Below are 22,290 nucleotides of genomic sequence, written 5' to 3' on the forward strand. Positions count from 1 at the left end.
TCATTAATATCATTTTTTACAGAAATTTGTTATGATAGAAGAAAAAATCGGAGTTTTGATAATGTCAGTATTTATTCTGTTTTATTTATGGATTGTCCCTATTGTTATCGGAATTTTATGTTCTGTTATCGCTTATAAATCAACAGGTAAAAAAATGCGAATCGCGCCCGGCATGGTCATGGTGGTGCTCAGTATCATTTCCTTGATTACCGCTTTTACGGCCGGAGGCGCTAATTTTCACGTGTTTATCGGCGGAATGTTTTTATTCGGCACTTTATTAGTTGGGTCTGCTTTTCCTTTCTTTTTCGGACTTTCGAAAAAAGGAAAATAAGCTTATAAAGACATTCATTTTGTAAGATTTGATACAAATAAACAGACAAGGACAAATGCATCTGCTTTGAAAGAAGATGCACTTGTCCTTGTGTCCGTTTTGGGCACGGCGAAAATCATGACAGGCTGCATAGATCATTCCTGCTGATCCCAATAAATATACGAGTCATTTTAAAGGTTCAAACAACCGATTTTATGACTCACCCTCCGTAAAATCAAAAAACAGGAGCCTTCACGGGCCCCTGTTTTTTTAGAATAACCGTTTTAAGCTTTTCTTCAATGACGGCATTTCAATTTTTTGGTTTTCGAAGAAGTTTTTCAGCATATATTTGCTGAAGCCTTTTGCCTGTCCGTAGGTGATTTTCCCGGGCAGCGGCGGTTCGTTTCCGATCATGACGTCGACAACGACCGGCTGATCGGAGTGAAGCGCCTCATGGAAAGCCGGTGCAAGTTCTTCCGCTCTCGTCACCTTGATGCCTTTTGCCCCGCAGCTTTCTGCAAATGCGGCATAGTCGACATTCTGAAGTTTTGTGACATAGTCGATGTTCCCTTTGACCTGCTGTTCATATTCAATCATGCCGAGATTTTCATTGTTTAAAATGACGACAGCAATCGGGAGCTTATATTTGACCGCGGTCGGAAGATCCTGCATGACCATGGAAAAGCCCCCATCACCGCAGACTGCGATGGCTTGGCGCTCCGGTTCAGACAAGCTCGCCGCTATAGCTCCCGGCAGGCCGCAGCCCATTGTCGCAAGCCAGCTGGAAACGATGAAATCCTGGTTCGCTTTCATTTTGAAATGACGTGCCATCCAGACGGTGACAGTGCCGACATCTACAGACAGCACCGCGTCTTCGGCGGCTGCCTCCTGAAGACGCGCGATGACCTGCTGAGGTTTTAGAGGTGTTGCCGCCTCAGTTTCATCTTTTTCAATTTCGTTCCACCAATGTTGCATATGTTCAGTGCAGGCATTCAGGAATCGTCGGTCTTCCTTCCATTCAATATACTCCGTCAATTCGCGCAGACCGAGAGTCGAGTCACAGACAAGCCCCGCTGTTACCGGATAGCGTTTGCCGATTTTCGCTGGGTCTGAATCAAGCTGGATTGCCGGTGTGTCTTCCGGCAAGTAATCACGATACGGGAACGAGGTGCCGAGCATAATTAACAAATCGCATTCTTCCATTGCCTCATAGGCCGGCTTTGTCCCAATCTGTCCAAGGTTGCCGAGAAAGTGCGGGTGCTTATCGGGAACAACGCCTTTTGCGGGGAGTGTGACGACGATCGGCGCCGCTGCTTTATCCGCAAATTCAAGCAGCTCCCGCTTCGCCTTTTTCATTCCCTGTCCCGCCAAAATGATCGGCTTCTTCGCATTGTTAATGTATTGCGCGCATGTCACAAGCTGTTCTTTCTTCGGTTCAAGATTTCCTTCAATATATACCGGTGATGTGTAAACGGGTTCCCGTTTGATTTTCTCCGCAAACAAGTCATCTGACACACTTAATACCGCAACGCCTTTTTTGCTGTAGGCGGTGCGGATCGCTTGATTCAACAGATCCGGCAGTGATTCCGCACTATGTACCTCCCTGTTGAACACTGCCACGTCTTCAAACATTTGCTCAAGTTTAATTTCCTGAAAGTAGTCCCGTCCGACTTCGCCTGAAGAAACCTGGCCTGCAATCGCAAGCACAGGAGCGCCGTCCGCTTTTGCATCGTATAAACCGTTCAATAAGTGCACCGCACCCGGCCCTGCAATTGACAGGCAGACACCGATCTTGCCGGTGAGTTTTGCCTCAGCCGCGGCTGCCAGCGCTGCCACCTCTTCATGGCGGGTTTGGATAAATTCCAATTGATTTCTGTCGTGTCTCAGTTCCTCAATAAATTCGTTAATGCTGTCTCCGGGGATGCCGTAAACATGATCAACTCCCCATTGTTCAAGCAGTTCTGTCATTGCTTGTCCTGCTGTTTTGTGTGCCATGCCGTATCCTCCTTTTTCCTTTTTTTAATACCACAGGGGGAGCCGTTTAAAACCCGGAGGCAACTATCGCTTGCTGTATTTCCTTCTGAACAGGTCTAAGGCCGCCAAAAAGCTCTTGTCCTTGACGGTAATATGGATGCCCGCAGCGCCGTTTAGAAAATCTCTGATTTGCATTTTCCGATTTGGCACCATCAAAAGCGGCAATCGCTCCGGCGAAAACCATTTCAGCCCGGCCGTTTCCATGCCGTTTTCTATCGCTTGTCCGCCTGTTATGCTCCCTGCAAACACATGCTGTTCGTCTTGAAACTTAGGTCTTTGATAGACACCCAATTTCCCGGAAAGCTCTATCAGATATCCCGTTTCTTCCATTACCTCCCGGACCGCCGCTGCCTCCGGGGTTTCTCCTGATTCAACCCGTCCGCCCGGCAAATCCCATAAAGGAACGTCTTTTCGTTTGACCAGCAGAATCTGCCGTTTTGTGTTTGTCACTATGACAAATGCCCCTTCCGTATACATCGCCATCTCCCCTTTATTTTAAAAAAGACCAAGGAGATGTCCCTTGGTCTTAGCTGCTCACTTTTTAAAATGATACGGTAATGTGGCAACGATTATGTCCTTCTTCCAGAACAGCCGGACTCTGAGCAGGAAGGCTGACTGGTTGTGCAGAATGGTGTGCCAGCGTTTTTTTGTGATAAATTGCGGGAACAGCACCATGACAGAAAACTGTTTCTTCTTCGCTTTTGCTTCAACAGTTTCCAAAAACTTATCAAACGGATGGACCAGGCTTCTGTACGAAGAGTGAAGCGTGACGAGACGCACTCCATTATTCAGCTCTTCCCAGCGTTTTTCCACTTTCTTTTCCTGTTCTCTGTCAAACGACACGTGAACGGCAATGACCTGATCTGACAGTGATTTCGCATATTGAATGGATTTTTGCACGACGGTTGTGACGCCGGCTACAGGCACAATTACGACCGTACCTTTGATTTCTTCCGGCTGTTTGTTTACGATGCGAAGCTGTTCACCGACAGCCGTATAGTGATTTTTAATCGCAAAAAACAAAAAAACGACGATAGGCATAAAGATTAAAACAGGCCATACGACATTAAACTTCGTGACAAACAGGATGGACAGAACCATAAACGATATCAATGCACCGCAGGCGTTGATCAGCATTTTTCCAATCCAGCCTTTTGGTTTTTGTTTGATCCATTTGATGCACATCCCTGTTTGTGAAAGGGTAAATGGAATAAACACACCGACCGCGTATAACGGGATTAAGTGCTCCGTCTGCCCTCCAAATAACAGAATCAGCACAATTGAGGCAACGCCTAAAAAGATAATCCCGTTTGAAAAGCCTAAGCGGTCGCCTCTTACTGTAAACATGCGCGGCATGTATTGGTCTCTCGCCAAGTTGAAGGCAAGCTGCGGGAAGGCTGAAAAGCCCGTATTCGCCGCAAGGACCAAAATTAACGATGTCACACCTTGAATGACATAGTAAAACACATTTCTGCCGAAGGTATCCGACGCGATTTGTGAAATGACCGTTTCATTCGGTTTCGGAGCCGTCCCGTAACCGTATGCAAGTACCGTAATGCCGGCAAACAGAACCGCAAGCAAGATCCCCATCATAGCCAACGTTCTCGCCGCGTTTCGCGCAGGCGGGTTTTTGAAGGCTGGAATCGCGTTGGAGATCGCTTCAACTCCGGTGAGCGCGGAGCAGCCGGATGAAAAAGCCTTAAGCAGCAAAAACAGCGTAATGCCGGCTACCGGTGTGCCGATCGGTGTATGATGGACTGGCTGATCAATTTGCCCTGTCATAAGCTTAAAAAGACCGACGGCAATCAGGATGAAAAGCGCCGCCACAAACAGATAGACCGGGTAGGCAAGAATCGATGCTGATTCTGACAGCCCCCGCAGATTTAAAATCATAATCACTAAAACAAGTAAAACAGCAATCGGTATATGATAATCATGCAGTGCCGGGAACGCCGACGTGATGGCGTCCGTCCCTGCGGAAATACTTACTGCTACAGTTAATATATAATCGACAAGCAATGAACCGCCTGCAATCAGCCCGGGCTTTTCGCCGAGGTTTTCTTTTGATACAACGTACGCCCCGCCGCCCTGCGGATAAGCGTAAATAATTTGCCTGTATGAGAGAATCAGCGCGAGCAGCAAAATGAGTACGCCGACCGCTATCGGAATGGAATACCAAAATGCAGCAGCGCTTACCGCCGCCAATATGATAAGAATTTGTTCCGTTCCGTAAGCGACAGATGATAAAGCATCTGAGGAAAGCATGGCAAGCGCCTTTAATTTCGTCAGTTTTTGTTCTCCTGCTGCTTGTGATTTTAACGGTTTCCCAATCAAAAAACGTTTGATTGAATGATACATCGATGTCTTCCCCTTTTAATTTCATTTTTCATTAAAACAATAAAACATCCGCATCTGCTCTCACATTTTGTAATAATCCTTTCTGCTATGATGATTCTGTACGCGATTTACATCCTGAAAATTGAACAGCAAAAAACACAGAGGCAAACGGATGCCCCTGTGCCTTAACATCGAACACAGGTTTCATTCATCTCCTCTCATGAACGCTTACGAGGTTAGCTGACGGATTCGGGCATATGAGAGTTTGCCCTACCTAAAAAGGATTCACCCCGAGCGGCAAAATGCCGCCAAAATGGGTCCCCCGCTCTGTTTACAGATTAAGCGATTTGTTTTCTAAAAGAGATCATACTCCCGTTTACGTATGTTGTAAAGAGGCTTATTGGCCGGGAGAAAAAAATAAAATGACAGGTTCCACATATGGAAAACTTAAACCAAAAACAAAAAACAGAGGCTGAAATCAGCCTCTGTCTTATTCTCTGTCTGTCTTTCTCTTTCTTTGTCTAACGGTTATCCAAATGAAGGCTGCCGCAATTACCATCATGAGAGCCAGCACGCCGATATACAGCAGTTTTTGCCCATGATCTTGTGCTGTTTTTTCCGCTTCAGAACTGTTTGTTTCCGATTTGAGCTGCTGGTGGTTTGTAAACACCTGCTGGCTGTTTGTTTCATTGGTGACGGTCGCCGTGTCATCATTGCTGTTCAAAAAGCTGATGATTTCTTTTGTGACGGCCGCGCCATTTCCTTTCAGCGGTGCAAAAACAGCCATCGTATAATGTGAATCCCATAAAGACGCTTGGGTAAATGCCACTTGTTTCGTCGTCTCGTTCAGCATTTCAAAGCCCGACACGTCAAACGAGCCGTCTTTCGCTTGAGGCACGAGCAGATCAGAAGATTGCTCTTTCAAAAGAGAGAACTGGCTGATGCCGCCGATGAAAATTAAGTTCCGTCCTTTCGCGTCCTCCGCTTTAATTTCAGATGCTTTCCTTACTGTGAAAGATTGCTGGGCTTCGCTTCCAAAGGAATCAGTAACGAGAGAAAGCTCCTTAAGCTTGGATGTGCTCAAGCTGTCAGGGAGCACAATCAGTGTTGCCTGTTCCTGATTTCCGGCGTATGGAAGCGGCCATTCTTGAAAATCGGCTGACGGGGATGTGCCTTTGATCGTGTAAGACAACGTGCTGCTTTTATCAATGAAGACCCATTTCTCTTCGTCCGTTGTGTTGCAAGGGTTGTTTTCCTTTAAGCCCGTGGTGATAAACTGTATATCAATGTAGCGGTTTTTCCGCAGCAGCTCAGGGTCTACTTTCAGCGTGACATGATAGTATCCGTTTTTATCTTCTTTTCCTAATTCATCAAGTCGAACTGAATGCGGCTGACCGTTGATGAGGACCTTCAGCTCTGCTGCTTGAGAGGCTGAACCGCTTTCTGCCGCGGCTGCTTGAATCGTTTCCGATTTCTTTAGTTTAAGCGACAGCTTGGCTGATTGATTTTGGTCTATCATCGCAGAAGCCGGATAAAAATAATGTGCTGAAGATGTTTTGTCAGCTCCGATTGTCATATCTTCTGCCCCGAATTTCTCAAGGGTCAGCTTATTGCTTTCCTGCTTTTCAGCCTTCTGAAGCTTGCCAATTGAAAGTGTTTCCCCGCTTAGCTGGCCGGTGTAAGTCTGATCGGTGATGACGCTGATTTTTTCTGAGAGCACATCATCAGATGCCGCTTGTGCAAACAGAACCGGCTGCTGCTTGCCCTGTGCTTTCAGCACGCGCTCCGCAAGCAGCAGTTTTTCTCCTTTTGCCTGTAAGCCGGCTTGTTTGATCAGATTCTTCACCTTGCCGTTCCAATGCTTATCCACTCCGATGAAAATCGTCGGCTTGTCGATTTTCTTCATTTCAGATTCCGTGACATACGAAATGCTGATACTGCTGTCCACCATTTTCAAATAGCCTTCTGTTTTCACTGCAGCTTCAATTTCCGCCGAACTTGGGTCATCCGGAATGACGATGGCGGTTTTCTCCGCTGTATTTCCCGATTGGGCGAAAGGATACGGATAATGGTCCAGCGACGTTCCCTTCGCTTCACTGCTGTCCGCCAGCGTCAGGCGGCTGTCCGGATAAATTTTGATCCAGTTGCCGGACGTATCCTGTCTGACGCAGACGCCCTCTTTCAAGACGCCGTAAAATTTCAGTGATACGCTGTGATAGCCTGGGGCGGACTGGCTTTTGTTCAAGTTCAGCTTCAGTGTTTTCCGTTTTGAATCGCCGTTTAGCTTTAACGTTTTTACCGGTTCATTGTCAATTACAGCCGTTAACGATGAAGGGGAAATTAAAAGATCTGATGCCTCATATTCAATCACCAATTGCTGGCTGCCGGAAGAGGCGCCTGCCGGAATCTGATACGTCAGTTCCGCGCTGTCTTTTGATCCGTACAATGTCATAAGATCGTTTGTCAGCACCTGCTGTTTGGCTTGTTCACGGCTGCTTTTGCCCAGCAGCGAGCCATAGACCTGCATCTCTTGAGCGAAGGCCGCTTGTCCGGTCATCGCCAGCAGCAAGAAGCTTGTAAGAAAAATAAGTAGTTGTTTCAAAAAGGTCACCCGCTTTTATGTTGATTGTATCGTTCTGTTTTGTACCATTTGACCTCTTGCTTGAATAAACGGTGCTTGATTTCTACGAATAAAGAATAGATCACGAGCACAATCCATGCCTGCGAGTACGTAAAGTACATAAGAAATACGATAAAGAAGTTTTGTCTGTTCATTTCTGTTTTTTCGATGCTTAACGTTATCATGACCTCCGTCATAAATAAGAAAAACGCCAAAATCCAAAGGATCATTGCCAAAAACCCGACCGCCAAATGCAAATCATAAAACAGATTGACCACAAATATCGTGTTTGACATAATCACGCCAAAGAAAAACAGGAAATACGTAAAGAAAAAGTAAAACAAGTCAAAGATAATCCGTTTTCGTTTCAGTTTGAAAAACTGCGCCAAAAACTTCAGGACGACATATTGGTTGCCGCGCGCCCACCTCGTCCGCTGGCGCCACCACACCTTCCACGTTTCCGGCTCCTGCTCCCAAGTAATAGCTGCCGGGAAAAAGCGGATGTGATAGCCGAGGTTATACACCCGGATGGTCAGCTCGGTATCTTCAGCCAGCGCTTTATCATCCCAGCCCCCGAGCTTTTCAATAATGCTTCTGCGGATCGCGAAATTGGTTCCGGGAATGGTAGCGATTTTGAACCACTTCCATCTGCCTCCCTGGGCCATCCACTGAAAACAGATCGTTTCAATATTGATAAACTTCGTCAACAGCGTTTTTGCCGCATTGATGACGCGGAATTTCCCCACCACTGCGCCTGCCTTCTCGTCATTCATCAGACCGAGAACAAGATAATACACGGCCATTTTTTCAGGCGTGTTGTCGGCGTCATATACACAAATGACATCGCCGTTCGATTCAGCAAAACCGGAGTTGAGCGCCGAGGATTTGCCTTTTCCGGCGTTAGGCGGTTTTGTGATCACCATTTTGATAAAATCGTATTTCTCGGAAAATTCATTGACGATATCACCCGTCCGGTCTGAAGAATTATCGTTTACCACAATAACCTCCAGCCGGTCCTTCGGATAATAAAGATTCACCATTGCCTTCAGCGTCTGCCGAATGACAACTTCTTCATTATGGGCCGGAATGAGCACACTGACCTTCGGCAGCTCCTTCATATTTTCTCTCCACTTCGGAATGTTCCGCTCGAAGGTCATGTAGTGGCGGAACCCGCCTTGCATGAGAAACATGTGATAGAGAAGCATCACCCATATTAAACTTAGCGAGATAAAGAACAGCGTATTACCCAAGGCTTCTTCTCTCCTTAAACATTCTTTTTTTCAATGTGGCTCTCAAGTAAAACGTATAGCTGACAAACATCACGACAAACAAGAGCACAACGGCGGAGAGAATCCATAACGCCTTTTCCAGCGGTGTTTGCCGATGGTGGTCGAAAAACTCGCCAATGGCACTTACATTGTTTTTTACGTGAACCGTTCCGTCACCGCTTGTATGGATTTCCACTTTGTCCGTTTTGACGGTTTGCTGCGTTTTCTTCAAATCAAGCCATTCACTGTCCGGAATGCGTTCCATCTGGTCAACGAGCTCCGGCAAATATTTCATCCCGAGATACGGGTGATAAAACCCTCCGGCCACTCCGCCTTCAAAATCAATCATCTGGGAAATGTGTTCCTCCATATCGCCGAGCGGGTTTTGCTTTGATGTATCGACAAAACCGATTGTTTCCGGATACAGCGTCATCCCATGCAGCATAGCTGGTTTGGTCAAAAAAGGGGATGCGCCGGAAGTTTTCCATGTTGTATCGCTGAGCTGCACCTGCCCGAAAATGCTTGAGAAATACTGTGAAGCCATTTGATAGCCGTACTCAGACATCGTATAGTGCGGGGCTTCAAATGCCAGCGGATAAAGCCCTGCCGAGGTTAAATCCTCAATGGCGTGCGTCAGCTTTTGCCTTGTATATGTTTCTTCCTTTTCCTGAAACGGCTTCAAATAGCTCTTATAGGCCTGTTCATTCGGAAAAGCCTGTTCCTTTTCCAAAATGGACGGAGTGTTATCGGCATTTTCCGAAGTGATCGGCTGGTCCGCCTTGGCATCCCAAAATTCGAAACCCTCTCCTGTTTCACTGTGGCGATAGGCGTGTGTGTAGCCGTGAACAATGATACTGCCGCCCATGCTTTGCAGTTTTTTCAATACCTTGACCATCTTCGGTTTATCAGACAAATACACTTTATCGCCTGTTTCCGGATTCAGATACACCGGAATGACTGACAGGATAAAAGGCACATGTCTCTTGTACAGATATGTACCGGCTTGAAGCAGCAATGTTTCATCAGACATCGGGCTGATATCCTCCAGCCGCAAATATAAAAGCGCGGTTCCGGCCTTCTCTCCAAATGCTTCCCGAAGCTCTTTCGCCACAATCAGATTGTCATTTAACAGATTGGTTAAGCCGATGTACACATTTGATTTATCCGTTTTCCATATAAACGGACTCGTTTTGCCGTCATCAGATTTAAAGGTATACAGCTCCTTTCCTTTCAGGCCTGATACGCTCAGCACGTTAAGCCCGCTCTCTAAGGAGACATCGTTTTTTTCCGTGCTGCTGTGAATCTGATAGACATGTTCTTTGCGGGTTAAGGAAGAACCGGAAAATTGGCTGATTTGTCCGGCGTTATAGCCGATGGCGACGACAGGTTTTTTTACGCCGCTGATAAGAGATACCAGTTTTTTGCTGAGCTTTCTTTTCGTTTGCCCGTAATAGATGACATGTTCTTTGCCTTTCACATCAGATGCTGTAACATCCGAATCTTTTCTGACCGTGACATGAGTTGCAAAATGGCCGGCCAATAAATCGAGCATTTTGACTTGAGGCGACTCTTTGCCGTCCAAGGTTGAATAGATGATGAGAATGCCGGAATCCTGCCCCTTCGCTTGGGCAGAAATAGGCATAGAAGCAATAGCTGTCAGCATCAGAACGGACACGCAAAGTAGCGTTATTCTTTTAAAGTTCATTCATCATCATCTCGTTTTCCAGTTCTTCTAAAAATTGATCAGCCGTCCTTATATCTCTTCGATAAGGTAAATAACAGACATGGAACGTAAGAGACACATACTTTCCGTTTGTCAGCTGATACGTGTCCAGCTGTTTTTTCAGCTTTGTCAGGACGGCCGGCATATGTTCAGCCGGCGTGTGTGTCAGCACAATGCCGAAGCGCTCGTCAGAGGGGCGGAATTTTTTATCCGTTTCCCGGACGCTTGACCTGATTTGCCGGCTGACGAATTGAAAGAGAAGGTCGGTCTCTTTCTCCCCGTACAGAGACTTAAATTCCTTGAAATAATGCATATGAAGCAGCAAAAAGACAAAGGAATTGCCGTAGCGCTCCGCCCGTTTGATTTCCTCTGACAGTTCCAGTTTCATTCTTTGCTTATTATCAAAGCCCGTCACTCTATCGACAGCCACGAAGCTTTTGATTTCAGATTGAAGTCGTTTGACTGAACGGCGCAGCTCTGCTGCGATATCATGGATTCTTCCTGATATAAAGGAAAACAGCAAAAGCGCAATTCCCCACACGATAAGCATGCGCAGCCCGTCTTCAGCCGAAAACATCACAGCCTGTCCAGTCTGAAAAAACATCATGAGCGTGCCGAGAACAAAGAGAACGATTAAGGTGACCGCCAGCGCGTAAATCGGACCGAACCAAATGCCGGCCCCGATCACGACAAATGTGATGCAAATGATCAGAAAGCCCTCCGACTGCTCGGCGGACACATAAAAAATAAACAGAGACAGGGCTGCGATGAGCCCTGAAAGATAAGCATATAATTTTTGTGATTCATTGAATGATCGTTTCATTAAAAAGCTTCCTTTCGGCTAACAGCGGCAGCAGATTGTCGAACGAGTGCGTGTCGGAGCCGCTCATGTAACCCCCATAATACGGTTTCGCCGGATCAAGAATTTCAAAGTCATTCATTCTATCATAAATCGCTTTGATGACCGAGCTGTCTTCATGCTGTTTTGTTAAAAATAAAGCAGCTAATGCGTATACGGACGGCGACTCATATTGGACGGCAGGCTCCTTCGTATCTGCCGAATATCGTCCGTACAGCTTTCCGTTTGCCTGAAATTCCTTTTTGACCCACTCTGCTATCACAGCGGCTGTTTCATTCCTTTCCGGCAAATGCCATGCGGCGTACAGCTGGTCAATGACGTTTACTTCACTGTCATATTTGTACTGCTTCGACTCTGCGCTGTACGTCTTTGGCAGGAAACCATTCTTTAAAGGGGCTAGATAGAGAACATCGGCATTTCGCTGTTCTGTTTCTTCGTCTATGATTCCATACTTTTTCAAAACAGCTAGTGCATCGGGCATGACATACGAAAGCGTCACGTCCTTTGAAGCGGCATGAGAGGCTGAATCGTAAAAGTCTGTAAACATCCCGTTGTACATGTTGTATGTCTTTAAAGCCGTGCCGATCTCACGGGCTATTTTTTCATATTGGCTGCTCCCCCAAAGAGCAGCTGCCTGATCGAGAGACACCATGATTCTCATATCATCAATCAGCGCGTTTGTCCCGCTCGCTTGACCGTTTTGTATCTTCCATGTCACCAACTGATGATTCAGAAGAAAAGAATCCGTCAGATGCTGATATTGCTCCTGAAAATGCGAGGCGTCTTGTCTGCTGACCAAAAACTCCATCCACAGGCCAATCGATTCTGATAAATAGGAGGGCTGATCTGAGAAATCTGTTTTGATAAGCCCTTGTTCATTCATAAGATTGTGATAGATGAAATACTCCGCCGGCTGAAGCGGGCGGGTATTCATGTCTGCCTCAGACTGATATAGGGTTTTATTCCCAGCTTCAGCACACCCTGCGGAAAGTCCGATAGATAAGCAAAATAAGATAGCAGCGACCAACACATGCCGCACAGGCAAGTCCCCCTTTGTCGTCCGAAGCGAATCAGACGCACCAATATATGACGAAATTATTACTGCCATGTTACAAATTATATTAACTATAGAAGAAAAAAACGAAGATTGCTAGCTTTTTTTCCCCTTTTTGAACTTTCAAAAAACAGGACCTAAGTCCAATAAAAAACCTGTGCGAATCGCACAGGTTTCTTTTTATTGATCCAAACCGAGTTTCTTCAGCTGTTCCGCCAGCGCATTGTTAATCGGTTCGTCTTTATTTTGTTTTTTCATATAAGAAGAGACGTCTCGCTTTGTAGCGCGCCCTTTGTCTTTGTTTTTCCGTTTTTCAAATACAGAAAGCTTCTCACGGTGCCCGCAAACGCACGCGAAGGTCTGGCCTTCTCCTTGGCCGCGAAGCTCCATTCTTTTATGGCAGTTCGGGCAGCGCGCGTTTGTTTTTCTGGCGATCGTTTTTCTGCTCCCGCATTCCCGGTCCTGGCACACGAGCATGGTGCCGCGCTTGCCGTTTACCTTCAGCATCATTTTGCCGCACTCCGGACATGCCGTTCCCGTGATGTTATCATGTCTGAAGGTTTGGCTGCTGTTTTTGATTTCTGTTACCGTTTGCTTAGCATAAGCCTTCATGTCTTTAATAAAGACAGCGGATTTTAATTTACCGGCCGCAATGGCGGACAGCTTTTGTTCCCACTCTGCCGTTAAAGCAGGTGATTTCAGATCCTCAGGAACGAGCTGCAGGAGCTGTTTTCCTTTTGAGGTGATAAAAATGTCTTTGTCTTTTTTCTCAATTAAAAAGCTGTTGAACAGTTTTTCGATAATATCGGCACGCGTTGCCACCGTGCCGAGACCCCCTGTTTCGCCGAGCGTTTTGACAAGGCCTTTTTCCTCTCCCTGCATAAAGGCGCTTGGGTTCTCCATAGCTGACAGCAGCGTCCCTTCATTAAAACGGGCCGGCGGTTTGGTTTGACCGCTTGTTTCAGTTAATGTGCGGACAGTGAGCGAGGCGCCTTTTTGCAGAGCCGGCAGCGTCTGATCTCTGTCGTCCTCCTGCTCGTCATCCTCGTCAGCCATATCATAAACAGCTTTCCAGCCTTGTGACTGTACGGTTTTTCCCTTCGCGGTAAAGGTTTCTCCGCCGATTTCTGCCATGACCTTTGTTTCTTCATATTCAAAAGCCGGCATCAACACAGCTAAGAAACGTTTGGCAATCAGGTCATACAGCTTGCGTTCTTTATCGCTGAGACTGCTGAGAACAAGCGGCTCTTCAGTCGGGATAATCGCATGGTGGTCTGACACCTTAGCATCGTTGACGTAGCCTTTGTGCGATTTGATGCCGCGTTTTTTAATTTGAGTGACATATTGGACATACGGTTTCACTTCCATGCCCTCCAGCCGGTCTTTTAAGGTTGGAACAATGTCACTGGATAAAAACCGTGAATCTGTCCGCGGATATGTGACAAGCTTGTGCTGCTCATACAGCTTCTGCAGAACTGAGAGCGTTTCTTTGGCGGAAAATCCGAAACGTTTGTGGGCGTCCCGCTGGAGTTCCGTCAAGTCGTAAAGCGCAGGAGCAAAGCTTTTTTTCGCTGTTTTTTTCAGTTCAGCGACCACTGCCTGTTTTCCATCAAGTTCTTTTAGCAAACGGCTTGTCACGCCTTGATCGAATGTTCTCGTCTGCTTCGATTTTTTGTCCTGCCACGTCAGCGTCATGCCATCGACTGCCGCGCGAATGCCGTAATACGGAACAGGCTTAAAGGCTTGGATGTCCGACTCGCGCTTGGCAATCATGGCTAGCGTCGGCGTCTGCACACGTCCGCATGAAAGCTGGGCATTGAATTTTGTGGTGAGCGCACGGGTCGCGTTAATACCGACAATCCAATCCGCTTCTGCTCTGGCAACGGCTGAGTGGTACAGATTTTCATACTCTTTGCCGCTGCGCAGCTTTTGAAAACCTTCCTTGATCGCTTTGTCCGTTACAGATGAAATCCACAGCCGTTTGATCGGTTTGCGGACGTTCGCTTTTTCAATAATCCAGCGTGCGACGAGCTCACCCTCCCGGCCGGCATCAGTCGCGATGACGATCTGATTGACATCTTTGCGGGTAAGCTGCGCTTTCACCGCATTGAACTGCTTTCCGGTTTTTTTGATAACAACAAGCTTTAGCGGTTCGGGGATAATCGGCAGATCCTCAAGCCGCCATGATTGAAATTCTTTTCCATAGCCTTCCGGATCAGCAAGTGTCACCAAATGGCCTAAAGCCCATGTGACAATATATTGATCTCCTTCGAGATAACCGTTCCCTTTTTTATGGCACTTCAGCACCCGGGCCAAATCGCGGCCGACTGAAGGTTTTTCAGCTAATACAACTGTTTTTGACATGCTTGATCACTTCTCTTTCTTTCACGCTCATCCTTTTATTATAACAGACTTGAACAGACACTCTCTAACCGCGCCCGTTTTTCGTGTCAATTTCTGAGAAAATGACGTGAGTGACGGTTTGGGCGTAAGGCGTTGTTTTGTTGATGAAAGCTTCTACTGCTTCAAGGCTCTCCGCGTTGATTTTCAGTATATAGCAGGCCGCTCCCGCAATCCGGTAGCAAAATTCAATATTCGGCAGCGTTTGAATGTAGCTTTTGAATCGATCGTAATCCCCGTTTTTGACGGTTGCCTCGACAATACAGGAAACCGGAAGGCCAAGTTTTTTCTGATCAACCTCCAGCGTATATTGCTTAATGATGCCAAACGATTCCAGCTGTCTCACCCGTTCGGTGACCGATGGCGGGGACAGCTTAATTTTCCTTCCTAACTCCCTCATGGACAAACGGCTGTCTTTTTTCAGTTCCGCAATGATATTCAAATCAATTTGGTCAAGTTTCATATCAAAATCCTTCTTTTATTTTTGTTCACATTATCTCGGGAATTTGTGTAAATGACAAGACTGAGGTCCAAGATAGATTTTTTAAATATGAATGTTTTCCGAACATTTTCTCAAACTTGTCATATATGCCCGCCGGATTGTTTATAGTATAGATGAAAACGTGTCCACAAGGAGGGCGATTTATGCTGCAAACGCCGATCGGAAGACTTCGCACGATGGGTTTTATTGAAGGAATGTCACTCTTAATCCTGCTTTTCGTCGCCATGCCGCTCAAATATTGGGCAGGCCTTTCGCTTGCGGTAACAATTGTCGGTTCTGTTCACGGCGGATTGTTTATTTTGTATTTGCTTGTGTTGGCCTATGTGACGTTCTCTGTGAAATGGTCGCTGAAATGGTCAGCCGCCGGTTTCGTGGCCGCATTCGTCCCATTCGGAAACTTTTTGTACGACCGCGGATTAAGAAACTTTAAATAAACGATAAAGCGGCATGTTGTGCGCCGCACTGTTAAGAAAAACAGCTTGGATCTGCTTCAGGCTGTTTTCTTTTTTAACTTAATCATCAAGTAATAATGATACAGTAGTGAAAGGAGAGGGAATGATGACGAAGAGGATTCCCTACAACCAAATAGCACCTGATGGGTTACATATCATGATGAATATGGAGGCATACACGAAAACATCCGGTATTAACCGGACAACAAGAGAGCTAATGAAAATAAGAGCATCACAATTAAACGGCTGCGCCTACTGCATTAACATTCATACGAAAGATGCCCGAAAAATGGGAGAAACCGAAGAGCGCATTTACGGATTAAACGCTTGGGAAGAGTGCAGTTTTTATACACCTGAAGAAAAAGCAGCGTTATTGCTGACGGAGCATGTCACTTTTGTTTCTAACAAGCGTGTGCCTGATGATGTTTATCAAGAGGTGCGTAAATACTATAATGAAAAAGAATATGTTGATTTAATCCTCATCATTAATCAGATTAACAGCTGGAACCGAATCGCTATCTCTATGGGCAACATCGCCGAATAAATAAAAAGCTGACCTTTTACCGGGTCAGCTTTTCGCTTTCAAAACCATTTTGTCAGCCACGCGATATAATATGCGCCAGGGATAAACATAAGCTGGGCAAGAAGTGTGCCCGCCACCCTTGACGTCACCATTGTCACAGAGGTCCATTTCAAATAAATATAGCTTCGTTTTCCTTTTGCCACATCATCGGCAAGAACAGACACTTTCGGGTCAACAAAAATGGCCAGCAGCATCGTCGCAATCCCGTTGATTAAGCCTGAGGCCATAACCGCCGTCGTGCTTCGCTCGGGTGCTAGCAGCCCTGCGTACAATGCGGAGAGCACGCCAATTGTATAAATGGACGTGATCAGCATGTTGATGACAAACAGCCGTTTTGGAATCAAGCGCATGTGAAATCCCTTCAAATACGAAGCAGACGGCAGACGCAAATAGGAGCAGGCATTTTTAAATCCATTCTTAGAAAATCCTTTCCGAAGGACTTGTAAAACGGAGCCGCCCCCGCCCGCCAAGTGGATGATCGCACGTGAAAACAGGGCGACAAACGACGGGAGCAGGATAATGCCCACAATAGTCCCAACCGTCGAGCCAAAGATCAAGAACCGGAACTGCTCGCCTACGAGCGCCAGCGCGTTTTTTCCGGCATCGTCAATTAAGCGCCCCGTGAAGGGCTGCTGCACCATGTTCGACATTCTTGACACGATTACCATGACATTAAACAAGGAAAGCGCTGATGCGATAAACCCTACCCGGGCCCCTGAAAGCCTTGTGGCATAGGCAAGGGTCTCTATTGAGTGAATCAATAACAAAAAACAGAAAATAAAAACGACTTGTGTTGTAATGACATGCACAGTATTCTTTCCTCCAGTTTCATCCTAGTGATAAGACTGAAGGAAACAACCAGAAGTTTCATGTGTGATTTGTTTTTTCACAATAAAAAACCGCCGGCTTACGCCGAGCGGTTTGTCTTATTCTTTTCTATACGCAAATAAAGATTATATGATCCGCCGATTCGGGCGGGTTCGATTCATGTAGCATTGTTCCGAAGAATCATTCTGGAAAGTAAACACCATGGAAATTTCTTGAACACAAGACAACGAAAGCCCTACCTCTCAATCGTCACTGCGGCTCCGAAGCCGCGCCGGTGTGAATTGTAAAACAAAAAAGTCTTTTTTCCATCTCATCGTTAGGGGCGATTTGTTATGAAGGAAAAGAATAAGGGCAGCTGATTTGCTGCTTGTGAAGCGGTAAAAGCTTCTCTCTCAAAACAGAAAAAAGAAGTTTACTTTCTTTTTTATTTGCTTATTTTTCTTGCTTAGCTATTCATGATAACATATCGCCCCTGCAAATACAAACTTTTATTATAATTCGAGTGAGACTGGTGTTTTCTCTCCCGCATTCATTAATCTGATATCTTCCGGTTCGATTTCAAGAATCACCAGATTCGGGTCATCCTTGCCGTCGAACCAGCGCTCCAATTTAGAACTCCAGATTTTGTCTTTCAATTCTGATGAATTGTTGATTTTGGCTTTTCCTGCAACTTCGACATACGCATCGCCAAAGCCTTCACAATCATAGCCTAATAAAATGTGCACATTAGGGTTATTCTCAATTTCTTCAGCTTTATGAGTTTCTTTGCTTGTCGGTGTATAAATCGTCAGCCCGTCATGGAAGAAAGTCATGTAGCGGGAATGCGGTTTGCCCTTTTGAACCGTTGCGAGCGAACCTACTTTATGGTGATCTAGAACATCAAGCACTTTTTGTTTAATATCTTGCTGATTCATCTCGAATCACTCCTTTTTAACGTCTCCGCTGTTACTTTTCCACATCCGGGAACGATTTAAACAAGAAAATGCGCTCTTTATTTTTCTGCTTCCCATTCACGCTTTAACAGACTGTAATAGACGAGGTCGTGGAACTTGCCTTTAATGAATATGCCTTCCCTTGCTGTTCTTTCCTCTTGAAAGCCGAGGCGCTCCGGGATCGCTCTGCTTTTGTGATTTCCGGCAGCCGCGCAGATGGCAACCCGATTCAATTCCAGGTCCTGAAAAGCATATGTGATGAGTGCCCGGCAGGCGGCAGTGATAATGCCTTTTCCTTCGTATTCCCCGTCAATCCAATAGCCAATTTCCGCTTTTTTATTCACTTGGTCAAGGTTATGCAGGCCAATCATGCCGCACAAGCTGCCGTCATACAGAATCCCCGCTTCGATACCGTTCAGATCAGCATACTGACGCCGCCAATCCGGAATGAGCGTTTCCCTGTACGTTTCGGCATCACTTGGATTTTCAGCCCAGAATAGCCATTGGCTGATTCGCTGTTGATTTTCATGAATGATCGCCGCCAGCCGATCCGCATCCTTTGGCTCCAATAACCGGATGGTAATGTGCTCGTTTACACTGCAGGTGAACATCTCCCTCGCCCTCTTTCCTTTTTTACCCATTATAACGATGTTTCCTTTTTTTTCAATATAAAAAAAGGATGGGCTTTTTAAGCCTCATCCTTACATTCTAGGGTCGGTAAAGATATCATGTTTGTCTGTGCTAGTCGAAGACATTTCCGTTACGACTGCGCCTTCCTCCCCGGCCTGGAACCAATGCTTCGTGTTCGGCGGAATTGTATATTGCCCGCCAGGTTCAAGCTCGATCTCATGCCAGACTGTATAGTATTCTCTATCCTCTTGAGGAGGAAGAACCTTTGGAAGCTGCGTTTTTTCGCCTTCAACATAAAGATACACTTTTCCGTAGCGGCAGCGGAAGGTCTCCTGCTTGCCTTCCTGCCCGTCAACCGGCGGATGGCGATGCTCCGGGCAAGTCTGCCCCGGAAACAGCACCAGTTCCTTTGAACAATAACGGTCTGTATTCACATAGACAAAGAGCTGGAGCCCGACTTTTCGTTCTTTTCCTAAGCTGTAGTCCATGAGCTGAATTTGTTCTACTTCATCATCCGTTAAGACAATACCGGCTTTTTGATAGTAGCTGTTTACTTCTTCTTTCGTGATGCTCATTTCCTCACTCCCTTTTACGTCGTCACAAAGCCTCCGCCGTTTACATGCAGCGTCTGTCCTGTCATATAGGATGATTCATCTGATGCCAGCAGCACATAGCAGCCGACATGCTCAACAGGCTGACCCGGACGGCCCATCGGCGTATTTTGCCCAAATTGAGCGACTGTATCTTCTGAGAATGTAGACGGAATTAACGGCGTCCAGATTGGTCCCGGCGCTACTGCATTTACACGGATGCCGTCTTTGACAAGCGCCTGCGCCATTGTTCTTGTAAAGGCGTTGATCGCCCCTTTTGTCGCTGTATAATCAATCAGTGTCGGGTTCCCTACGTACGGGTTGATGGATGTCGTATTGATGATCGCGCTGCCTGGTTTCATATAATCAATTGCTTTTTTAGTCAAATAAAATTGTGAATAAAAGTTTGTTTTGAATGTGCGGTGAAGCTGTTCGCTTGAAATATCTTTGATGCTTTCCTTCGGATGCTGCTCACCTGCATTGTTCACAAGGATATCCAGACGGCCGAGTTCATTGACTGTTTTTTCAACCGCTTCATTACAGAACTCCTCTTCGCCTACATCTCCGGAGATTAAGAGACATTTCACGCCTTCTTGTTCAACGCGTTTTTTTGTATCTTCAGCATCTCCCTGCTCATCCTTGTATACAATGGCGATGTCAGCGCCTTCCTTTGCGTAAGCGACAGATACCGCACGTCCGATTCCGCTGTCTCCGCCTGTAATGAGTGCGACTTTTCCTTTTAATTTATCCGCACCTTTATAATGCTCGTACTCATATACCGGACTTGGATTCATTTCGCTTTCGATTCCCGGCTGACGATTTTGGGTTTGTGCCGGCAGTTCTTTCGGATAGTTTGCCATGATGATTCTCCTCCTTTGTTTTTCATGTCTATTTGTTGTGTACCTCGTGCATACTCTGGGTAAACATGGATGAGCACCTTCGGATGCTTTATCAGAAAAATGTTTCACATGAAACGCAAGGAGGAAAATGATGTGAAAAGGAGGTTGCTGAATGATTAACATGCTTTCTAAAAAATTCAGCAGACCGAAGGGGATGTTCGGCATACTTGCCGGATACATCATGGCTGCTGAAAATAAAACACTGAATCAGTGGACAATAGATCAGCTTGGCTTAACACGCGGAGACCGCATTCTAGAAGTCGGTTTTGGACCAGGATACTGCATGAAGCAGATGCTGAAACGCAAAAAGAGCGTTCATATTCATGGGATTGATGTATCAGAAACTATGCTGAAGCTGGCTGCACACAGATTAAAAACAGACCGTGTTCGCCTGATACAGGGCAGCATTGAAACGTTCCCCCTCCCCGCCGCGTATTACGATAAAGTCATTTCCGTTAACAACTACACGATTTGGAAAGACCAGCAAGAAGGCATCAAACAGATTTTTCAAGCCTTAAAATCCGGCGGCAAAGCAGCCATTACGATGCAGCCCCGGGAAGCGGATGCCGGTCCTGAAAAAACTGAATCGTTCGGAAAACAGATGCTTGCTGACCTGAAATCGGCAGGCTTCAAAGAGATTGATATCCAATATAAAGACATTAAACCTGAGCTTTCAGTCTGTGCAACCGCAAAAAAGCCCGTCACATAAATGACGGGCTTTTTCTGTTATGAATGTACGGCTTGCTTGCGCAAGACGTCTTTTTTCACTTTGCCGAGATTATTTTTCGGAAGTTCCTTTACGAATTCGATTTCAGGAATTTTGTAAGCGGACAAGCGTTCTTTACAAAATGCAATGACATCCGCTTCAGTTATTTCCTGAGTGCCGTTAGTGACGATAAAGGCTTTTGGTTTTTCTCCGTACAGCTGATCCGGTATCCCGACCACTGCTGTTTCAAGGATGCCCGGGATCTGCTGGATGACTTCTTCCACCTGATCAGGATAGACATTGTCGCCTCCGTAAATAATGACATCCTTGTAGCGCCCGGTGATGAAGATAAAGCCGTCCTCATCCAAGTAGCCGGAATCTCCGGTTCTGAACCAGCCGTTTTGCAGCACTTTTGCTGTCGCTTCAGGGTTTTCCTCATAGCCTTTAAATAAGAATGGGCTGTGGACAACGATTTCTCCGATTTCACCTTGCGGCAGCTCTTCTCTCGTCTCAGGATTTTCTACCTTGACTTGAACATCAGCAACGGGTTTACCGGCAGAGGCCGCTTTATCCATTCCCATTTCAGGAACCCATGTGCTGATTCCCCAAGCTTCTGTGCTTCCGTAACCGTGAGCGAGCTGGATGCCGATATCAAGATACCGCTGAATCAGGCTGCTAGGCACTTTTGTTCCGCCTGTCATTAAAATGATGAGCGAGGACAGATCGGTTTGATGTTCTTCCCACGCCTCAAGCAAATAAGTGTAAAACACAGGAAGGGCCATAATCGTTTGAATTTTTTCTTCTTCAATAACCTTCAGCATACGAACGGGATCTTGATCCTTTGTAAAAATAAACGTGGTTCCCGCAAACGTTCCAAGCATGATACAAATAAGCGCGCTCGTATGATAAATCGGGTGGCACGCAAGAAAACGCAGATTTTTCATTTGTGCGCTTGAGCTATTTGACTTTGATACGTAATTGTATATACCGCCATGGGTGATCATGCATCTTTTCGGATTTCCTGTTGTCCCTGACGTAAACATCAGAAGCGCTGTATCATCCGGAGAAACCGTTTCTGCTTCCGGCAAATGATCAGGGCCTGCAAAAAGCGCCTCAAACACTGGAGACGTCTCATACGCTGTTCCTGTTTCCATGATCAAACGCACAGAAGACAGCTCAGGCAGCACTTCATCCATTATCTCTTTAAATTCCGTTCCGTAAAACAATGCTTTCGGTTCACTTGCTTTTAAAATGCCTGTCATCTCGTATGGTTTCAGCTGCCAGCTGACGGGCACTACAACGGCTCCGATTTCAAGTGCGGCAAACATAATGGTTGATGCGGGGTGGCCATTTTTGCAAAGCAAAGCCACACGGTCGCCTTTTTGAATTCCTTTTTGAAGCAGCGCATTCGCCAGCTGATTGATCCGTTTGTGATATGCTGCATATGTCAGTGTGTGGGCTCCGCTTTTTACAGCTTCTATATCTTCGCTATCCGGCATGTCATGCAGAATCAGATGCTGTAATGTTTCCATATTGTCATCTCCTATATTCTCTTGAATCTTC

20 protein-coding genes and 1 riboswitch are annotated in these 22,290 nt (G+C 46.1%); of the genes, 4 read left to right on the forward strand and 16 right to left on the reverse strand.

The genetic code is table 11. The features are described from left to right. Positions 1-61: 61 nt before the first annotated feature. Positions 62-331: a hypothetical protein gene (locus tag M1D69_RS18720; RefSeq protein ID WP_458105227.1), complete on the forward strand. Its 270-nt coding sequence runs from the start codon at positions 62-64 to the stop codon at positions 329-331. A 249-nt stretch (positions 332-580) separates the two neighbouring features. Here the strand turns inward: M1D69_RS18720 and M1D69_RS18725 are convergent, their stop codons facing one another. From M1D69_RS18725 to lrpC, 10 genes are all read right to left on the reverse strand, one after another. Next, positions 581-2,305 (reverse strand): pyruvate oxidase, encoded by a 1,725-nt coding sequence (locus M1D69_RS18725; protein WP_458105226.1) that lies wholly within the window; start codon positions 2,303-2,305, stop codon positions 581-583. Between the two features lie 63 nt (positions 2,306-2,368). Then, positions 2,369-2,821 carry an NUDIX hydrolase gene (locus M1D69_RS18730; RefSeq protein ID WP_458105225.1) on the reverse strand — a complete coding sequence of 151 codons (453 nt, stop codon included), beginning with the start codon at positions 2,819-2,821 and terminating at the stop codon, positions 2,369-2,371. A gap of 57 nt (positions 2,822-2,878) precedes the next feature. Further along, positions 2,879-4,702 carry a potassium transporter KimA gene (gene kimA / locus M1D69_RS18735; RefSeq protein WP_024120267.1) on the reverse strand — a complete coding sequence of 608 codons (1,824 nt, stop codon included), beginning with the start codon at positions 4,700-4,702 and terminating at the stop codon, positions 2,879-2,881. A 189-nt stretch (positions 4,703-4,891) separates the two neighbouring features. Further along, positions 4,892-5,036, reverse strand: a riboswitch (cyclic di-AMP (ydaO/yuaA leader). A 135-nt stretch (positions 5,037-5,171) separates the two neighbouring features. Then, positions 5,172-7,283: a cellulose biosynthesis cyclic di-GMP-binding regulatory protein BcsB gene (locus M1D69_RS18740; RefSeq protein WP_458105224.1), complete on the reverse strand. Its 2,112-nt coding sequence runs from the start codon at positions 7,281-7,283 to the stop codon at positions 5,172-5,174. Between the two features lie 5 nt (positions 7,284-7,288). After that, positions 7,289-8,551, reverse strand: coding sequence for a glycosyltransferase family 2 protein (locus M1D69_RS18745; RefSeq protein WP_458105223.1), 1,263 nt, complete (start codon positions 8,549-8,551; stop codon positions 7,289-7,291). After that, entirely contained in the window at positions 8,544-10,274 is a 1,731-nt protein-coding gene (locus tag M1D69_RS18750; protein ID WP_458105222.1) for a DUF2334 domain-containing protein, read from the reverse strand. Before M1D69_RS18750 ends, M1D69_RS18745 begins: the two co-directional genes overlap by 8 nt. After that, positions 10,264-11,115 carry a diguanylate cyclase domain-containing protein gene (locus M1D69_RS18755; RefSeq protein ID WP_059291930.1) on the reverse strand — a complete coding sequence of 284 codons (852 nt, stop codon included), beginning with the start codon at positions 11,113-11,115 and terminating at the stop codon, positions 10,264-10,266. Before M1D69_RS18755 ends, M1D69_RS18750 begins: the two co-directional genes overlap by 11 nt. After that, positions 11,096-12,190, reverse strand: a complete 1,095-nt coding sequence (locus tag M1D69_RS18760; protein WP_458105221.1) for a lipoprotein YdaJ — start codon at positions 12,188-12,190, stop codon at positions 11,096-11,098. The genes M1D69_RS18755 and M1D69_RS18760 overlap by 20 nt, the downstream gene beginning before the upstream one ends. 195 nt (positions 12,191-12,385) lie before the next feature. Beyond that, positions 12,386-14,569, reverse strand: a complete 2,184-nt coding sequence (locus tag M1D69_RS18765; RefSeq protein ID WP_458105220.1) for a DNA topoisomerase III — start codon at positions 14,567-14,569, stop codon at positions 12,386-12,388. 64 nt (positions 14,570-14,633) lie between these two features. After that, positions 14,634-15,068 carry a transcriptional regulator LrpC gene (gene lrpC / locus M1D69_RS18770; RefSeq protein ID WP_010333071.1) on the reverse strand — a complete coding sequence of 145 codons (435 nt, stop codon included), beginning with the start codon at positions 15,066-15,068 and terminating at the stop codon, positions 14,634-14,636. A 182-nt stretch (positions 15,069-15,250) separates the two neighbouring features. Here lrpC and M1D69_RS18775 point away from each other — a divergent pair, with 182 nt between their 5' ends. Both M1D69_RS18775 and M1D69_RS18780 read left to right on the forward strand, forming a co-directional pair. Next, positions 15,251-15,541 carry a DUF3817 domain-containing protein gene (locus M1D69_RS18775; RefSeq protein ID WP_010333070.1) on the forward strand — a complete coding sequence of 97 codons (291 nt, stop codon included), beginning with the start codon at positions 15,251-15,253 and terminating at the stop codon, positions 15,539-15,541. 124 nt (positions 15,542-15,665) lie between these two features. Continuing rightward, a complete protein-coding gene (locus M1D69_RS18780) occupies positions 15,666-16,103 on the forward strand; it encodes a carboxymuconolactone decarboxylase family protein (protein WP_458105219.1) in 438 nt (145 codons plus the stop codon). Positions 16,104-16,141: 38 nt separating this feature from the next. Here M1D69_RS18780 and amj read toward each other — a convergent pair whose 3' ends face one another. The 5 genes from amj to M1D69_RS18805 all read right to left on the reverse strand — a co-directional run bounded on the left by amj (position 16,142) and on the right by M1D69_RS18805 (position 19,982). Further along, positions 16,142-16,951: a lipid II flippase Amj gene (gene amj / locus M1D69_RS18785; protein ID WP_458105218.1), complete on the reverse strand. Its 810-nt coding sequence runs from the start codon at positions 16,949-16,951 to the stop codon at positions 16,142-16,144. 510 nt (positions 16,952-17,461) lie between these two features. Next, a complete protein-coding gene (locus M1D69_RS18790) occupies positions 17,462-17,884 on the reverse strand; it encodes a pyridoxamine 5'-phosphate oxidase family protein (protein WP_119995252.1) in 423 nt (140 codons plus the stop codon). A gap of 77 nt (positions 17,885-17,961) precedes the next feature. Then, positions 17,962-18,513 carry a GNAT family N-acetyltransferase gene (locus tag M1D69_RS18795; protein ID WP_059334509.1) on the reverse strand — a complete coding sequence of 184 codons (552 nt, stop codon included), beginning with the start codon at positions 18,511-18,513 and terminating at the stop codon, positions 17,962-17,964. Positions 18,514-18,603: 90 nt separating this feature from the next. Then, complete coding sequence (gene lyxE / locus M1D69_RS18800) at positions 18,604-19,107, reverse strand: D-lyxose ketol-isomerase (RefSeq protein ID WP_458105217.1); 504 nt, start codon at positions 19,105-19,107, stop codon at positions 18,604-18,606. Positions 19,108-19,121: 14 nt separating this feature from the next. After that, a complete protein-coding gene (locus M1D69_RS18805; RefSeq protein ID WP_044161809.1) occupies positions 19,122-19,982 on the reverse strand; it encodes an SDR family oxidoreductase in 861 nt (286 codons plus the stop codon). Between the two features lie 151 nt (positions 19,983-20,133). Here M1D69_RS18805 and M1D69_RS18810 point away from each other — a divergent pair, with 151 nt between their 5' ends. Further along, positions 20,134-20,730 (forward strand): class I SAM-dependent methyltransferase, encoded by a 597-nt coding sequence (locus M1D69_RS18810; protein WP_458105216.1) that lies wholly within the window; start codon positions 20,134-20,136, stop codon positions 20,728-20,730. A 17-nt stretch (positions 20,731-20,747) separates the two neighbouring features. On the opposite strand, the gene M1D69_RS18815 is transcribed toward M1D69_RS18810, so the two are convergent. Then, positions 20,748-22,259 (reverse strand): class I adenylate-forming enzyme family protein, encoded by a 1,512-nt coding sequence (locus M1D69_RS18815; RefSeq protein WP_458105215.1) that lies wholly within the window; start codon positions 22,257-22,259, stop codon positions 20,748-20,750. Positions 22,260-22,290: the final 31 nt, after the last annotated feature.

It is taken from the genome of Bacillus sp. PK3-037 (assembly GCF_054161355.1).

Coding starts and splice junctions, on each gene's coding strand:
- M1D69_RS18720 (WP_458105227.1), top strand. CDS start 62: ATGTCAGTATTTATTCTGTTTTATTTATGGATTGTCCCTATTGTTATC.
- M1D69_RS18725 (WP_458105226.1), bottom strand. CDS start 2,305: ATGGCACACAAAACAGCAGGACAAGCAATGACAGAACTGCTTGAACAA.
- M1D69_RS18730 (WP_458105225.1), bottom strand. CDS start 2,821: ATGTATACGGAAGGGGCATTTGTCATAGTGACAAACACAAAACGGCAG.
- kimA (WP_024120267.1), bottom strand. CDS start 4,702: ATGTATCATTCAATCAAACGTTTTTTGATTGGGAAACCGTTAAAATCA.
- M1D69_RS18750 (WP_458105222.1), bottom strand. CDS start 10,274: ATGAACTTTAAAAGAATAACGCTACTTTGCGTGTCCGTTCTGATGCTG.
- M1D69_RS18755 (WP_059291930.1), bottom strand. CDS start 11,115: ATGAAACGATCATTCAATGAATCACAAAAATTATATGCTTATCTTTCA.
- M1D69_RS18765 (WP_458105220.1), bottom strand. CDS start 14,569: ATGTCAAAAACAGTTGTATTAGCTGAAAAACCTTCAGTCGGCCGCGAT.
- lrpC (WP_010333071.1), bottom strand. CDS start 15,068: ATGAAACTTGACCAAATTGATTTGAATATCATTGCGGAACTGAAAAAA.
- M1D69_RS18775 (WP_010333070.1), top strand. CDS start 15,251: ATGCTGCAAACGCCGATCGGAAGACTTCGCACGATGGGTTTTATTGAA.
- M1D69_RS18780 (WP_458105219.1), top strand. CDS start 15,666: ATGACGAAGAGGATTCCCTACAACCAAATAGCACCTGATGGGTTACAT.
- M1D69_RS18790 (WP_119995252.1), bottom strand. CDS start 17,884: ATGAATCAGCAAGATATTAAACAAAAAGTGCTTGATGTTCTAGATCAC.
- M1D69_RS18795 (WP_059334509.1), bottom strand. CDS start 18,513: ATGTTCACCTGCAGTGTAAACGAGCACATTACCATCCGGTTATTGGAG.
- lyxE (WP_458105217.1), bottom strand. CDS start 19,107: ATGAGCATCACGAAAGAAGAAGTAAACAGCTACTATCAAAAAGCCGGT.
- M1D69_RS18805 (WP_044161809.1), bottom strand. CDS start 19,982: ATGGCAAACTATCCGAAAGAACTGCCGGCACAAACCCAAAATCGTCAG.
- M1D69_RS18810 (WP_458105216.1), top strand. CDS start 20,134: ATGATTAACATGCTTTCTAAAAAATTCAGCAGACCGAAGGGGATGTTC.
- M1D69_RS18815 (WP_458105215.1), bottom strand. CDS start 22,259: ATGGAAACATTACAGCATCTGATTCTGCATGACATGCCGGATAGCGAA.